The organism is Streptomyces sp. NPDC048461, assembly GCF_055587105.1.
Map to the genome: position 1 here is coordinate 80,072 of NZ_JBVJGW010000002.1, position 13,936 is coordinate 94,007.

The 13,936-nt window shown below is 75.1% G+C and carries 13 protein-coding genes; 12 read left to right on the forward strand and 1 reads right to left on the reverse strand.

Translation table 11 applies throughout. The features are described 5' to 3' along the window. The first annotated feature begins 83 nt into the window (after positions 1–83). The 8 genes from ACZ6S8_RS03365 (at position 84) to ACZ6S8_RS03400 (ending at position 7,883) form a co-directional block, all read left to right on the forward strand. Positions 84–1,262: an NAD(P)/FAD-dependent oxidoreductase gene (locus tag ACZ6S8_RS03365; RefSeq protein WP_469452016.1), complete on the forward strand. Its 1,179-nt coding sequence runs from the start codon at positions 84–86 to the stop codon at positions 1,260–1,262. Next, a complete protein-coding gene (locus tag ACZ6S8_RS03370; RefSeq protein ID WP_469452018.1) occupies positions 1,262–1,573 on the forward strand; it encodes a (2Fe-2S)-binding protein in 312 nt (103 codons plus the stop codon). The genes ACZ6S8_RS03365 and ACZ6S8_RS03370 overlap by 1 nt, the downstream gene beginning before the upstream one ends. Then, complete coding sequence (locus ACZ6S8_RS03375; RefSeq protein ID WP_469452020.1) at positions 1,554–3,107, forward strand: FAD/NAD(P)-dependent oxidoreductase; 1,554 nt, start codon at positions 1,554–1,556, stop codon at positions 3,105–3,107. The genes ACZ6S8_RS03370 and ACZ6S8_RS03375 overlap by 20 nt, the downstream gene beginning before the upstream one ends. Before the next feature lie 76 nt (positions 3,108–3,183). After that, positions 3,184–4,110, forward strand: a complete 927-nt coding sequence (locus ACZ6S8_RS03380) for a dihydrodipicolinate synthase family protein (RefSeq protein ID WP_469452022.1) — start codon at positions 3,184–3,186, stop codon at positions 4,108–4,110. 17 nt (positions 4,111–4,127) lie between these two features. Next, positions 4,128–5,132 carry a proline racemase family protein gene (locus ACZ6S8_RS03385; protein WP_469452024.1) on the forward strand — a complete coding sequence of 335 codons (1,005 nt, stop codon included), beginning with the start codon at positions 4,128–4,130 and terminating at the stop codon, positions 5,130–5,132. Then, positions 5,129–6,154, forward strand: a complete 1,026-nt coding sequence (locus tag ACZ6S8_RS03390; protein WP_469452026.1) for a proline racemase family protein — start codon at positions 5,129–5,131, stop codon at positions 6,152–6,154. The genes ACZ6S8_RS03385 and ACZ6S8_RS03390 overlap by 4 nt, the downstream gene beginning before the upstream one ends. Then, positions 6,151–7,131: an ornithine cyclodeaminase family protein gene (locus ACZ6S8_RS03395; RefSeq protein WP_469452028.1), complete on the forward strand. Its 981-nt coding sequence runs from the start codon at positions 6,151–6,153 to the stop codon at positions 7,129–7,131. Before ACZ6S8_RS03390 ends, ACZ6S8_RS03395 begins: the two co-directional genes overlap by 4 nt. Positions 7,132–7,172: 41 nt before the next feature. After that, positions 7,173–7,883, forward strand: coding sequence for a GntR family transcriptional regulator (locus ACZ6S8_RS03400; protein WP_383922627.1), 711 nt, complete (start codon positions 7,173–7,175; stop codon positions 7,881–7,883). Between the two features lie 80 nt (positions 7,884–7,963). Here the strand turns inward: ACZ6S8_RS03400 and ACZ6S8_RS03405 are convergent, their stop codons facing one another. Beyond that, a complete protein-coding gene (locus ACZ6S8_RS03405) occupies positions 7,964–8,887 on the reverse strand; it encodes an NADP-dependent oxidoreductase (protein ID WP_469452030.1) in 924 nt (307 codons plus the stop codon). A gap of 326 nt (positions 8,888–9,213) precedes the next feature. On the opposite strand from ACZ6S8_RS03405, the gene ACZ6S8_RS03410 reads away from it, so the two are divergent. The 4 genes from ACZ6S8_RS03410 to ACZ6S8_RS03425 are packed head-to-tail and all read left to right on the forward strand — an operon-like array spanning position 9,214 to position 13,931. Further along, positions 9,214–10,959 (forward strand): ABC transporter substrate-binding protein, encoded by a 1,746-nt coding sequence (locus ACZ6S8_RS03410; protein WP_469452032.1) that lies wholly within the window; start codon positions 9,214–9,216, stop codon positions 10,957–10,959. Between the two features lie 28 nt (positions 10,960–10,987). Then, positions 10,988–11,938, forward strand: coding sequence for an ABC transporter permease (locus ACZ6S8_RS03415; protein ID WP_469452034.1), 951 nt, complete (start codon positions 10,988–10,990; stop codon positions 11,936–11,938). Then, the gene (locus ACZ6S8_RS03420) at positions 11,935–12,921 is read left to right on the forward strand and encodes an ABC transporter permease (RefSeq protein ID WP_469452035.1); all 987 of its coding nucleotides are present in this window, start codon (positions 11,935–11,937) and stop codon (positions 12,919–12,921) included. Before ACZ6S8_RS03415 ends, ACZ6S8_RS03420 begins: the two co-directional genes overlap by 4 nt. Further along, a complete protein-coding gene (locus ACZ6S8_RS03425; protein ID WP_469452036.1) occupies positions 12,921–13,931 on the forward strand; it encodes an ABC transporter ATP-binding protein in 1,011 nt (336 codons plus the stop codon). Before ACZ6S8_RS03420 ends, ACZ6S8_RS03425 begins: the two co-directional genes overlap by 1 nt. Positions 13,932–13,936: the final 5 nt, after the last annotated feature.

Consider the following 13,936-nt stretch of genomic DNA (forward strand, 5'->3'; position numbering starts at 1 on the left):
ACCGGACCGGTCCCGCGCCCCCTCGGGCGCGGGACCGTGCGGCCGGTCTGGGCAGCCCTAGAAGAATGTGACATATTACTGCCGTGCTCAAGAGACACTCCCTGGACGCCGTCGTCATCGGCGCCGGCGTCGTCGGAGCGGCCTGCGCCTACTACGCGGCCCGCGCCGGCCTCTGCGTGGCCGTGGTCGACCGGGGCCCAGTCGCGGGCGGCACCACCGGCGCGGGCGAGGGCAACCTGCTCGTCTCCGACAAGGAGGCCGGACCCGAGCTCGACCTCGCCCTGCTGTCCGCCGGGCTCTGGCGCGAACTCGCCGCCGTGCTCCCCGGATCCGTCGAGTACGAGGCCAAGGGCGGCCTGGTCGTCGCCCCCGACGAGCGGACCCTGAAGGCGCTCGGTGCCTTCGCCGAGGGGCAGCGGGCCGCCGGGGTCACCGCCCTCGACGTGGACGCCGGCGCCCTGCGCGAGCTGGAACCGCACCTGGCCCCCGGTCTCGCGGGCGGGTTCCACTACCCGCAGGACGCCCAGGTCCAGCCCGCCCAGGCGGCCGCCCGCCTGCTGGCCGCCTCGGGCGCGGAGCTCCACCTCGGCGAGGAGGTCACCGCGGTCCTGCGGGACGCCTCGGGCGCGGTCCGGGGCGTCCGCACGTCCCGGCGCGAGCTCGCCGCCCCCGCCGTGGTCAACGCCGCGGGCACCTGGGGCGGGCAGGTCGCCGCCCTCGCCGGGACGAGCCTGCCCGTGCTCCCGCGCCGCGGCTTCGTCCTGGTGACGGAACCGCTGCCGCGGGTGGTGCGGCACAAGGTGTACGCCGCCGACTACATCGCGGACGTCGCCAGCGGCTCGGCGGCCCTGCAGTCCTCGGCGGTGGTCGAGGGCACCCCGTCGGGCCCCGTGCTGATCGGCGCCACCCGCGAACGGGTCGGTTTCGACCGCACCCTGTCCACCGAGGCCCTGCGCCGCCTGGCCGCCCAGGCGGCCGCCCTGTTCCCCGTACTGGCGGACGTCCGGGTGCTCCGCGCCTACCACGGCTTCCGCCCCTACCTCCCCGACCACCTCCCGGCGATCGGGCCGGACCCCCGCGTCCCCGGTCTGCTGCACGCCTGCGGCCACGAGGGCGCCGGCATCGGCCTGGCCCCCGGCACCGGCGCGCTGGTCGCCGCGGCCCTGTCGGGCGCCGAACCCCCGCTGCCCTGGGGGCCGTTCCGCCCCGACCGCTTCGACCAGGCCCCGCCGCCGCCCCGCCCCCCGAGGAGGACCCCCTGATGCGCAGCCCCCGCTCACTGGTCGGCGGCGCCCCGGCCGCGGAGCACACCGTCCGCTTCGACGGCCGCGAACTCCCGGCCCAGTCCGGCCAGTCCATCGCCGCCGTGCTGTGGGCCGCCGGCATCCTCGCCTGGCGGACCACCCGCGAGGGCGGGGCGCCGCGCGGCGCGTTCTGCGGCATCGGGTCCTGCTACGACTGCCTCGTCACCGTCAACGGCCGCCCCAACCAGCGCGCCTGCCTCGTCCCGGCCCGCCCCGGGGACGACGTCACCACCCAGGAGGGCACCGGACATGCCGACCTCGCCGTCTGAGCCCGCCGCCCCGGCCGGACCTGTCGGCGTGCCGGGGGCCGCCGGCGCAGCCCCCGCCCCCGACGCCCCTTCCGCCTCCGTCGCCCCCGTCGCCCCCGTCGACCTCGCCGTCGTCGGCGCCGGTCCCGCCGGGCTGGCGGCCGCCGTCACCGCCGCCGGGCTCGGCCTGCGCGTCGCCCTCCTCGACGCGGGGGAGCGGCCGGGCGGCCAGTTCTACCGCCATCCCGCCCCCGGCCTCGGCGCCGCCCGTCCCGAGGCCCTGCACCACGGCTGGGCCGCGTTCGCCGCCCGCGAGGCCGCCCTGCGCACCCACGCGTCGGCGGGCCGCATCGCCCACCTGGCGGAACACCACGTCTGGACGGTGGTCCCGGACGGCGACGGCTGGCTCCTGCACGCCGTCGTCGGCCACGGCCCCGGGGAGCGCGCCGCGGCCGTCCCGGCGCGGGCCGTCCTGATCGCCACCGGCGCATACGAGCGCCAGCTGCCCTTCCCCGGCTGGACCCTCCCGGGGGTGGTCGGGGCCGGCGGGGCGCAGGCCATGCTCAAGGCCGGGCTCGTCCTGCCGGGCCGCCGCGTCGTCGTCGCCGGCAGCGGGCCGCTGCTGCTCGCCGTGGCCGGGTCCCTCGCCGCCGCCGGGGCCGAGGTCCCGGCCGTGGTGGAGGCCGCCGCGTACACCGGGTACGCCCGGCGGGCCGGCGCCCTGCTGCGCAACCCCCGCAAACTCGCCGAGGGAGCCGAGTACGGCGGAGCCCTGCTGCGCCACCGCGTGCGCCTCCTCGGCCGGTACGCCGTCACCGAGGCCCACGGCACCGACCGGGTCGAGGCGGTCACGGTGGCCCGCCTGGACCGGGACTGGCGGCCGCTGCCGGGCACCGGCCGCCGGATCGCCTGCGACGCGCTCGCGGTGGGCCACGGGCTGGTGCCCCAGCTGGAACTCGCCACCGGCCTGGGGTGCGCCACCCGCCGCACCTCCGACGGCGCCGTCGCCCTGCACCTGGACGCCGCCCAGCGCACGTCCGTGCCCGGCATCTGGTCCGCGGGGGAGACCGGCGGCATCGGCGGCGCCGACCTCGCCCTGGCCGAGGGGGAGATCGCCGCCCACGCGATCGCCGGACGCCCGGTCCCCGCCGCCCTGGTCCGCCGCCGCGCGCGGCTGCGGGCCTTCGCCGACGCCATGGGCGCCGCCCACCGGCCGGGCGCCGGCTGGACCGGCTGGCTGCGCGACGACACCCCCGTCTGCCGCTGCGAGGAGGTGCCGGCCGGGCTGGTGCGCGAGGCCGTCCGCGACCTCGGCGCGCGGGACGCCCGTACGGCCAAGCTCCTCACCCGGGCGGGCATGGGCTGGTGCCAGGGCCGGATGTGCGGCCCGGCCGTCGCCGCCCTCGCCGGGGAGGAGCCGACCGCCGACCGGCGCCCGCTGTCCTGCCCGGTCACGCTGGGCCGGCTCGCCGAACTCCGCCCGGCCGGACCGGCGTCCGGTGCGCTGCCCTGCGCCGCCGAGCCCGGCGAACCGCCGCCGCCCGCCGGGCGCTGATCCGGACCGTCGTGGCCCTTGTGGCCGCCTCACACCCACTAGTAAAATGTCACACACCACACTAGGGAGTCATCACATGAACCACGCGCCCACCCCCGCGCCCCGCAGCGACACCCGCACCCGCCCCTGGCACGGAATCATGGTCGCCACCACCCTCCCCCTGCGCGCGGACCTCAGCGTCGACCACGACGCGTACGCCGAACACGTCGCCTGGCTCATCGCCAACGGCTGCGACGGCGTGGTCCCCAACGGCTCCCTCGGCGAGTACCAGACCCTGACCGACGAGGAGCGGGCCCGCGTCGTGCGCACCGCCGTCGAGGCCGCCGGCGACGGACGCCGGGTCATGCCCGGCGTCGCCGCCTACGGCAGCGCCGAGGCCCGCCGCTGGGCCGACCAGGCCGCCGAGGCCGGCGCCGGCTCCGTCCTCCTCCTGCCCCCGAACGCCTTCCGGGCCGACGAGGACGCCGTCCGCGCCCACTACGCCGACGTGGCCGCGGCCGGGCTGCCCGTCGTCGCGTACAACAACCCCGTCGACACCAAGGTGGACCTGACCCCGGCCCTCCTCGCCCGCCTCCACGCCGACGGATCGATCGTCGCCGTCAAGGAGTTCAGCGGGGACGTGCGCCGCGCCTACGAGATCGCCGAGCTCGCCCCCGGCCTGGACCTGCTGATCGGCGCCGACGACGTCCTCCTCGAACTCGCCCTCGCCGGCGCGGTCGGCTGGATCGCCGGCTACCCCAACGCCCTGCCGCAGTCCTGCGCCACCCTCTACCGGGCGGCCGTCGCCGGCGACCTCACCACCGCCCTGCCGCTCTACAAGTCCCTGCACTCCCTGCTCCGCTGGGACTCCAAGACCGAGTTCGTCCAGGCCATCAAGCTCTCCATGGACCTGGCCGGCCGCCCCGGCGGCGCCACCCGCCCGCCCCGCTTCCCGCTCACGGGCGAGACCGAGGCCGCCGTCCGCGCCGCCACCGAGAAGGCCCTCGCCGAGGGTCTCAACTAGCCGTCCGGGGGGATCCCATGCGCACGCGCCACATCTACCACGCGGTCGACTCGCACACCGAAGGCATGCCGACCCGGGTCGTCACCGGGGGAGTCGGGGTGATCCCCGGCGCCACCATGGCCGAGAAGCGGCTCCACTTCATCGAGCACTCCGACCACGTCCGCACCCTGCTGATGTACGAGCCGCGCGGCCACTCCGCGATGAGCGGCGCCGTCCTGCAGCCCCCCACCCGGCCGGACGCCGACTTCGGGGTCCTCTACATCGAGGTGTCGGGCCTGCTCCCCATGTGCGGGCACGGCACCATCGGGGTCGCCACCGTCCTGGTCGAGACCGGCATGGTGCCCGTCGTCGAGCCGGTCACCACCGTCCGGCTCGACACCCCGGCCGGGCTGGTCAGCGTCGACGTCCGCGTCGAGGACGGCGCGGCCACCGCCGTCACCCTCACCAACGTCCCCTCCTTCAGCGTCGGCCTCGGCCTGAAGGCCGACGTCCCCGGATACGGCACCGTCACCTACGACCTCGCCTACGGCGGCAACTTCTACGCCTTCGTGGAACTGGACGACCTGGGACTGCCCTTCGACCGCGCCCGCAAGGACGACCTCCTCGCCGCCGGCCTCGCCGTCATGGACGCCGTCAACGCCTCCGACGACCGGCCCGTCCACCCCGAGGACCCCGCCATCGCCGGCCTCAAGCACGTCTACCTCGCCGCCCCCGGGTCCGACGCCCGCCGCTCCCGCCACGCCATGGCCATCCACCCCGGCTGGTTCGACCGCTCGCCCTGCGGTACGGGGACCAGCGCCCGCATGGCCCAGCTGCACGCCCGCGGACTCCTCGCGCTGGACACGGACTTCACCAACGAGTCCTTCATCGGCACCGAGTTCACCGGCCGGCTGATCGGGGAGACCACCGTCGGCGGCGTACCGGCCGTCGTCCCCACCGTCACCGGACGGGCCTGGATCACCGGCACCGCCCAGTACTTCCTCGACCCGTCCGACCCCTTCCCCGGAGGATTCCTCCTGTGACCGTCCCCCCGGTGCGGACCACCGACTACCACGCCGCCGGCGAGCCCTTCCGGATCGTCGACCTCACCCGCGAGCCGGTCGTGGCGGTGCCCGGGGACACCGTCGCCGAGCGCTGCGCCACCGCCATCGGCCCCGGGGGGTCCGCGACCGCGCCGCGCCGGGGGCCGCTGGACGACGTACGCCGCCTGCTCGTGCGGGAGCCGCGCGGGCACGCGGGGATGTACGGCGGGTTCGTCGTGCCGCCCGACGACGACGGCGCCCACTTCGGCGTCCTGTTCTGGCACAAGGACGGCTACTCCACCGCCTGCGGCCACGGCACCATGGCGCTCGGTGCCTGGGCCGTGGACACCGGCCGGGTCGCCGCCCCCGACGACGGCGACGCCCAGGTGCGCATCGACGTGCCGTCCGGCCGGGTCACCGCCACCGTGCACCGGGGCGGCGGCCGCACCACCGGCATCACCTTCCGCAACGTCCCGGCGCGGGTGGGCGCCCGCAAGGTCCCCGTCGCCACCTCGGTCGGCGTCGCCGAGGTGGACCTCGCGTTCGCCGGGGCCTGTTACGCCTCCGTCGCCGCCCGGGACCTCGGCCTGGAGGTCTCCCGCGAGGCGCTGCCCGCCCTGGTCCGGGCCGGCCGGGAGATCCGGGCCGCGCTGGCCGGCCACCCCGCCACCTGGCACCCCGGCGGAGCGCTGCTCTCCGGCGTGTACGGGGTGATCTTCCACGAGGAGCTGCCCGACACCCCCTTCGGGCCGCACCAGCGCAACGCCACCGTCTTCGCCGACGGGCAGGTCGACCGCTCGCCCTGCGGCTCCGGCACCTCGGCGCGGCTCGCGCTGCTCGCGCAGGACGGGCGGCTCGGCCCGGGGGAGGACCTGCTCCACGAGTCGGTCACCGGCACCGTGTTCACCGGCCGGATGCTGCCGGGCTCCGTCACCGAGGTCACCGGGACCGCCTACCGGACCGGGGAGCACACCTTCCTGAGCGACCCGTACGACCCCCTCGGCACCGGCTTCTCGCTGTGAACGGGCCGGATGGGGCGGGGCTCCCGCAGTTCGGCGCGGAGGAGACGGCCCGGCTGATCACCCCGGCCGCCGCCGTCGAGGCGCTGGCCGCCGCCCTGCGGGACGGGCCGGACCCGGAGGGCTGCCCGCAGCGCACCGCGGTGGCCGTGCCCGGCGGGGAACTGCTGCTGATGCCGGCGGCGTCCGCGGCGTACGCGGGGGTGAAGATCGCCGGGGTCGCGCCCGGCAACCCGGCGCGCGGGCTGCCCCGGATCACCGGCTCCTACCTGCTGCTGGACGGCGCCACCCTGCGGCCGCTGGCCCTGTTCGACGGCGCGGCCCTCACCGCGCTGCGCACCCCGGCGGTCTCGGCCCTCGCCGTGCGCCACCTCGCGCCGGCCGGGCGGCCGCTGCGGCTGGTGCTCTTCGGCTCGGGGCCGCAGGCGTACGGGCACCTGGACGCGCTGCTCGCCGTACGGGAGCTGGCCGGCGCGGTGGTGGTGGCCCGCGATCCGTCGGGGGCGCGCAAGCTCGCCGCGTACGCCCGCTCCCTGGGCACGCCCGCCCGGGCCGGCGGGCCCGGTGACGTGGCCGGCGCCGATCTGGTCGTCTGCTGCACCACGTCCCGCACACCGCTCTTCGACGGGAGCCTGGTCGGTCCGGGCGCCACCGTCGTCGCCGTCGGCTCGCACGAGCCGACGGCCCGGGAGACGGACACCGGCCTCGTGCGGAGGTCGGCCGTGTACGTCGAGTCCCGGGCGGCGGCGCTGCGGGAGGCGGGGGACCTGCTGATCCCGGAGGCAGAGGGCGCCATCGGACCGGGCCACATCACCGGCACCCTCGCCGACCTGGTCGCCGGGCGGCTGCCGGGAGGCCGGGCGCCGGGAGGGCGGGCACCGGGTTGTCCACAGCTCTTCAAGAGCGTGGGCTTGGCCTGGGAGGATCTTGCCGTGGCGGTCGCCTTGTTCCAGGCCGCCGGGGCGAACAGCGCAACGTGACATTGTACGCTGTTCCTCTGCGATGTTCCGGAGGAAATGCAATGGGTGACCTGAAGCAGCACAGTCTCATCAAGGCCCAGGAACGGCTCCGCGACCAGGTCGGCCATGCCCTCCGAGCAGCCCTGATAGCGGGTGAACTGCGCCCCGGGAGCGTCTACTCCGCCCCGGGCCTCGCAGCGGAACTCGGCGTCTCGGCCACCCCGGTGCGCGAGGCCATGCTCGACCTGGCCCGCGAGGGACTGGTCGAGCCGGTCCGCAACAAGGGCTTCCGCATCACCGAGGTCAGCGAGCGCGACCTCGACCAGTACACCGAACTGCGCACGATGATCGAAGTGCCGACCATCGGCCGGATCACGAAGATCGCCACCGCCGAGCAGCTGGAGGCGCTGCGGCCCATCGCCGAGGAGATCGTCACCAGCGCCCGCGAGCACAACCTCATCGGGTACCTGGAGGCGGACCGCCGCTTCCACCTCACCCTGCTCGGCCTCGCGGGCAACGACCGGCTGGTCGAGACCGTGGGCGACCTGCGCAAGCGCTCGCGCCTGTACGGGCTCACGGGCCTCGACGAGGCCGGCAAGCTGGTGTCCTCCGCGGAGGAGCACATCGAGCTGCTCGACCTGATGCTCACCGGCGACGCCGAAGCGGCCGAGGCCTGCATGGTCCGCCACCTCGGCCACGTCCGCTCGCTCTGGGCGCAGGGCCGCGACGAACCCGTCGGCCGCGTCCCGGGCCGCCTCGGCTCCGGGGTCTAGCGACCTCCGGCGCCCGCATCCAGCGCCCCCCCCGGCGCCGGGCGTCCGCGGGCCGGAGGGCCCGGTTCGCGGACGCAGGCTCAGGCGCCGGGCCGGATCAGGACCTTTCCCCGGAGGTGGCCGTTCTCGCTGCGGCGCTGCGCGTCGGCGGTCTCCTCCAGGGGGAAGACCGCGTCGATCGGGATCCGGACCCGGCCCGCCTCGACGAGCGGCAGCACCTCGGCGATGGCTTCCGCGAGCGGGCCGGCCTCGCCGGTGAACCGGACGCCGTGCCCGGCCGCGCCGACCGGGTCGGCGATGGTGACGACCCGGTCCGGGCTGCCCGTGAGCGCGACGGAGCCGGGCAGTTCGCCGCGGCCGGAGCAGTCGAGGACGGCGTCGACGCCCTGCGGGGCCATGGCGCGCACCCGGTCGAAGAGGCCGTCTCCGTACAGGACCGGGCTGATGCCGACCTCGCGGAGGAAGGCGTGGTTCCGGACGGCGGCCGTACCGATCACCGTGGCGCCCCGGGCCCGGGCGATCTGGCCGGCGAGCAGGCCGACACCGCCCGCCGCCGCGTGGATCAGCAGGGTCTGCCCCTCCCGGACGCCGAGCAGGCGCAGGGTGCGGCAGGCCGTCTCGGTCGCCACGGGCAGCGCCGCGGCCTCCTCGAAGCCGAGCCAGTCGGGCTTGGCGACGAGGTCGGAGGCGGCGGCGAGGTCGTACTCCGCGGCGGCGCCCCGGTCGGCGGAGCCGCCGAACACCGCCTGACCGGGGTGCCACTGGTGCACGCCGGGACCGACCGCGTCGACGGTGCCGGAGAGCTCCATGCCGGTGCCCGTCGGCGCGGCCAGGGGCTCGCCCCCGCTGAGGTCGCCCCGGCGGACCTTCCAGTCGAGGCCGTTGACCCCGGCCGCCGCCACCTTGACGCGGACCTGGCCCGCCCCGGGCTCGGGCAGCGGCACCTCCTCCAGGCGCAGGACGCCGGCGTCGCCGTACTCGCTGAAACGGATGGCCTTCGGCATCGGGGAACTCCAGGGGAGGCGGTGGTCGGGGGCCGGTGCGGGATACAGCGTGCGGGACGGACCCCGCCCGGCGGGCGAGCCGTCGCGCGCCGCGCGCACCGATGCCCCTGAACGGCCCGCCGCCGCCCGGCCCGCCGCCGGTCGCCGCCCGAGCTGCCCCGGCCGCGCCCCGGCTCCCGGTTGCTCGACGGTCCGTCAGTCATCGTTCCACCGGGCCGCGTTCGGACACGGCTGGATAACGTCGGCGCCCACCCCTTGTCAGTGCAATTTCACATTACTATGTTACCGGTCACATCGTAGAGCGCGGCCCTTCACTGGAGTGACCCATGACCAAGCGCACCCAACTCGCCCTCGCCACCGCCCTGGTGGCCGCACTCGCACTCGGCGCCTCGGGTTGCTCCGACACCGCCAAGAAGGGGTCCGCCGGCGCGGGCGCCGCCAACCCGGCCGCCGCGAACGACGGGAAGGTGCTCGGCGGCACCCCCGTCAAGGGCGGCACGCTCACCGTCCTGTCCAACCAGGACTTCGCCCACCTCGACCCCGCCCGCAACTGGGTCATGCCGACGATGGACTTCGGCACCCGCCTGCTCTACCGCACGCTCGTCACCTTCAAGGCCGAGCCCGGCAAGGCCGGGAGCGAGCTGGTCCCCGACCTCGCCACCGACCTCGGCACCCCCTCCAACGGCGGCCGCACCTGGACCTTCACCCTCAAGGAGGGCGTGAAGTACGAGGACGGCTCACCCGTCAGGGCCCAGGACGTCAAGTACAACGTCGAGCGCTCCTTCGCCCCCGACCTCACCGGCGGCCCCGACTACGCCGCCCAGTACCTGGCCGGCACCGAGGGCTACAAGGGCCCCCTCCAGGGCCGGCACCTCGACTCGGTGAAGACCCCCGACGACCGGACGATCATCTTCGAGCTCAAGCGCCCCGTGGCCGAGTTCTCCGCGACCGCTACCCTCCCGACCTTCGCCCCCGTCCCCCAGTCCCAGGAGAAGGGCACCCAGTACGACGCCCGCCCGTTCTCCTCCGGCCCCTACAAGATCGAGTCCTACGACCGCGACAAGAAGCTGGTCCTGGTCCGCAACGAGCACTGGGACGCCGCCACCGACACCGTGCGCAAGGCCTACCCGGACCGGTTCGTGGTCGTCATGGGCCTCAAGGGAGGCCAGATAGACGACCGGATCATCGCCGGCGAGGGCGCCGACGCCTCCACCGTCCAGTACGCCGACATGCGCCCCGAGAGCGCCCCCAAGGTCCTCCCCAAGGCGGACGTCAAGGCGCGGCTGCTCGCCGAGTCGCAGGGCTGTACCGAGATGCTCCACCTGAACAACTCCCGGGCCCCGTTCGACGACCCCAAGGTCCGCGAGGCCGTGCAGTACGCCGTCGACAAGGAGGCCGTGGTCACCGCGGGCGGCGGACCGGCCCTCAACGAGGTCGCCACCGCCTACCTGCCCCCGGCGCTGTCCGGCGGCCGGCAGGCCGACACCCTGAAGATCGCCCCGGCCGGCGATCCGGACAGGGCCAAGGAACTCCTCAAGGCCGCCGGCAAGGAGAAGCTGAAGGTCTCCCTGTCCGTCTCCACCGGCGACAAGGGCAAGGCGGAGGCCCTCCAGCAGGGCCTGTCCCGCGCCGGCATCGAGGTCGTCGTCGACACCGTCGACCCGGGCGCCTACTACGACGTCATCGGCGACCTCTCCACCACGCCCGACATGACGCTCAGCGGCTGGTGCCCCGACTACCCCTCCGGCTCCACCTGGATCCCCTTCGTCTTCGACGGACGCACCATCAAGGACAAGGGAAACCAAGGCAACTACAGCCAGTTCCGCGACGACGCGACGATGAAGCGGATCGACGAGATCAACGCCATGGCCGACGCCAAGCAGGCCAACCAGGCCTGGATCGACCTCGACGCGGAGCTCATGAAGAAGTCCCCGTCCGTTCCGCTCATCCTGGAGCGCAAGCCGCTGCTCGTCGGCCCCAACGTCGCGGGCGCCTTCGGCCACCCCGTGTGGACCGGCACCATCGACTACGCCGTCGTCGGCCTCAAGGACCCGTCGAAGAGCCAGGGCTGAGGCCGGACGAGCAGCCCCCCGTCCCGCGATGACCACCACCGCACCCGCCGCCGGCGCACCGGAGGCGAAGGAGGTCCCGCCGGGCAGCAGCCCCTGGCAGCTCGCCCGGCGGGAGCTCCGCCGCCGCCCCGCCGTCCGCGTCAGCCTCTGCGTCGTCCTCCTCTTCGTCCTCATGGCCGCCACCGCCCCCTGGCTGGGCGCGCTCGGCGGCTGGTCCCCCGAGGAGTTCGACAAGACCGCCATCGACCCCTACCTCGGAGGCCAGCCGCTGGGCTCCTTCGGCGGGATCAGCGCCGAGCACTGGCTCGGCGTCGAACCCGTCACCGGCCGCGACCTGTTCGCCCGCGTGGTCCACGGCGCCCAGGTCTCCCTCCTCATCGCCTTCGCCGCCACCGCCATCGTGGTGGTCACCGGCACCGCCGCCGGGATCGCCGCCGGCTACTTCGGCGGCCGCACCGACGCCGTCCTGTCCCGGCTCATGGACCTGACCATGTCGTTCCCCTCGCTGATCTTCATGATCGCGATGCTGTCCGTGGCCAAGGACGTCAACCGGATCGTGCTCATGACCGCCGTCATCGGCGTCTTCGGCTGGCCCGGCGTCGCCCGCGTCGTCCGCGGCCAGACCCTCTCTCTCAAACACCGCGAGTACGTCGACGCCGCCCGCGTCGGCGGCGCCGGATCCTGGCGCATCCTGACCCGCGACATCCTGCCCGGCGTCTCGGGCCCGGTCATCGCCTACACCACCCTGCTCATCCCCGGCATGATCAGCACCGAGGCGGCCCTCAGCTACCTCGGCGTGGGCGTCCGCCCGCCCACCCCCTCCTGGGGCCAGATGATCGCCGAGTCCGTGGCCTTCTACGAGACCGACCCCATGTACTTCGTCATCCCCAGCGTCTTCCTCTTCCTCGCGGTGCTCGCCTTCACCCTGCTCGGCGACGCCCTGCGCGACATCCTCGACCCGAGGGGCGGCCGCACGTGATCCTCTACCTCGCCCGCCGGCTCCTCGCCCTCGCCGGCGTGCTCCTCGCCATCGCCGCCGTCACCTTCCTGATCTTCTACGTCCTGCCCGCCGACCCGGCCGCCGCCGCCTGCGGCAAGACCTGCAGCGCCGAGCGACTGGCCGACGTACGGGCGTACCTCGGCCTCGACCAGCCGCTGTGGCGCCAGTTCGCCGACTTCCTGACCGGCATCTTCACCGGACGCACCCTCGGCACCGGCCCGTACGCGGTGCACTGCGGCTTCCCCTGCCTGGGCTACTCGTACGAGAACTCCCTGCCCGTCTGGGACCTGCTGATGGACCGGCTCCCGGTCTCCGCGTCCCTCGCCCTCGGCGCGGCCGTCCTGTGGCTCGTCCTCGGCCTCGGCGCCGGGGTCACCGCCGCCCTGCGCAAGGACACCGCCACCGACAAGGTCCTGATGGTCGGCGCGGTCGCCGCCGCCTCGCTGCCCGTCTACTTCACCTCCGTCCTGCTCATCCACGGCGTCATCCGCGTCGCCGGGCTGCTGCCCTACCCCGCCTACCGGTCGTTCACCGACGACCCCCTGTCCTGGGCCGCCAACCTGCTGCTGCCCTGGACGGCACTCGCCCTGCTGTACGCCGCCATGTACGCCCGCCAGAGCCGCGGTTCGATGATCGAGGCCATGGCCGAGCCGTACATCCGCACCGCCCGCGCCAAGGGCATGCCCGAGCGCACCGTCGTCGTCAAACACGGACTGCGCTCCGGGATGACCCCCATCCTCACCATCTTCGGCATGGACCTCGGCGGGCTCGTCGCCGGAGCCGTCATCACCGAGTCCATCTTCGGACTCCCCGGCATCGGGCGGCTGTTCTACGGCGCGCTGGTCAGCTCCGACCAGCCGGTCGTCCTCGGGGTGACCCTGCTCGCCGCGTTCTTCATCGTCGTCGCGAACCTCGCGGTCGACCTCCTGTACGCCGTCATCGACCCGAGGGTGAGGTACTGATGGCCGCCGCCGCGACCACGCCCCTGCTCCACGTGCGCGACCTGCGCGTCACGTTCACCACCCCGCACGGCCCGGTCCGGGCCGTCGACTCCCTCGGGTTCACCGTCGAGGCCGGACGCACCCTCGGGATCGTCGGCGAGTCCGGCTCGGGCAAGTCCGTCACCTCCCTCGCCCTCATGGGCCTGCACCGGGGCGGCGCCGAGGTCAGCGGTTCCGTCGCCCTCGCCGGACGGGAGCTGACCGGCCTCTCCGAGCGGCAGCTCTCCGCCGTGCGGGGCCGCCGCATCGCGATGATCTTCCAGGACCCGCTGTCCAGCCTGCACCCCTACTACACGGTCGGCGAGCAGATCGCGGAACACTACCGGGTGCACTTCAAGGCCCGGCGGGCCGCCGCCCGCGCCCGCGCCGTCGACATGCTCGGCGAGGTCGGCATCCCGGAACCCGCCCGCCGGGCGGGGGAGTACCCGCACCAGTTCTCCGGAGGCATGCGCCAGCGCGCGATGATCGCCATGGCCCTGGCCTGCGAACCCGACCTGCTGATCGCCGACGAGCCGACCACCGCCCTCGACGTCACCGTGCAGGCCCAGATCCTGGAACTGATCGCCCGGCTCCAGCAGGAGCGGGGCCTGGGCGTCGTGATGATCACGCACGACCTGGGCGTCGTCGCCCGCGTGGCCCACGAGGTGCTCGTCATGTACGGCGGCCGCGCCGCCGAACAGGCCCCGGTGGACGATCTGTTCGCCGACCCGGCGCACCCCTACACCCGGGGCCTGCTCGACTCGCTGCCCCGGCTCGACGACGCCGACGACGCACCCCTGCCCTTCATCCCCGGCTCCCCGCCGTCCCTGCTCGCCCCGGCCCCCGGCTGCGCCTTCGCCCCGCGCTGCGGCCGCGCCGCCGCGCGCTGCACCGACGTACGGCCGCGGCTCGCTCCGTACGGGGACGGGCCGCCGCGGACCGCGGCCTGCCACTTCGCCGGGGCCCGGACCGCCGAGGAGGCAGCCCTGTGACCAAC

Bases quoted from the DNA above. Each gene is read 5' to 3' on its own strand.
- ACZ6S8_RS03370 (WP_469452018.1), top strand. From the start codon at position 1,262: ATGCGCAGCCCCCGCTCACTGGTCGGCGGCGCCCCGGCCGCGGAGCAC.
- ACZ6S8_RS03380 (WP_469452022.1), top strand. From the start codon at position 3,184: ATGAACCACGCGCCCACCCCCGCGCCCCGCAGCGACACCCGCACCCGC.
- ACZ6S8_RS03400 (WP_383922627.1), top strand. From the start codon at position 7,173: ATGGGTGACCTGAAGCAGCACAGTCTCATCAAGGCCCAGGAACGGCTC.
- ACZ6S8_RS03375 (WP_469452020.1), top strand. From the start codon at position 1,554: ATGCCGACCTCGCCGTCTGAGCCCGCCGCCCCGGCCGGACCTGTCGGC.
- ACZ6S8_RS03410 (WP_469452032.1), top strand. From the start codon at position 9,214: ATGACCAAGCGCACCCAACTCGCCCTCGCCACCGCCCTGGTGGCCGCA.
- ACZ6S8_RS03425 (WP_469452036.1), top strand. From the start codon at position 12,921: ATGGCCGCCGCCGCGACCACGCCCCTGCTCCACGTGCGCGACCTGCGC.
- ACZ6S8_RS03385 (WP_469452024.1), top strand. From the start codon at position 4,128: ATGCGCACGCGCCACATCTACCACGCGGTCGACTCGCACACCGAAGGC.
- ACZ6S8_RS03405 (WP_469452030.1), bottom strand. From the start codon at position 8,887: ATGCCGAAGGCCATCCGTTTCAGCGAGTACGGCGACGCCGGCGTCCTG.
- ACZ6S8_RS03415 (WP_469452034.1), top strand. From the start codon at position 10,988: ATGACCACCACCGCACCCGCCGCCGGCGCACCGGAGGCGAAGGAGGTC.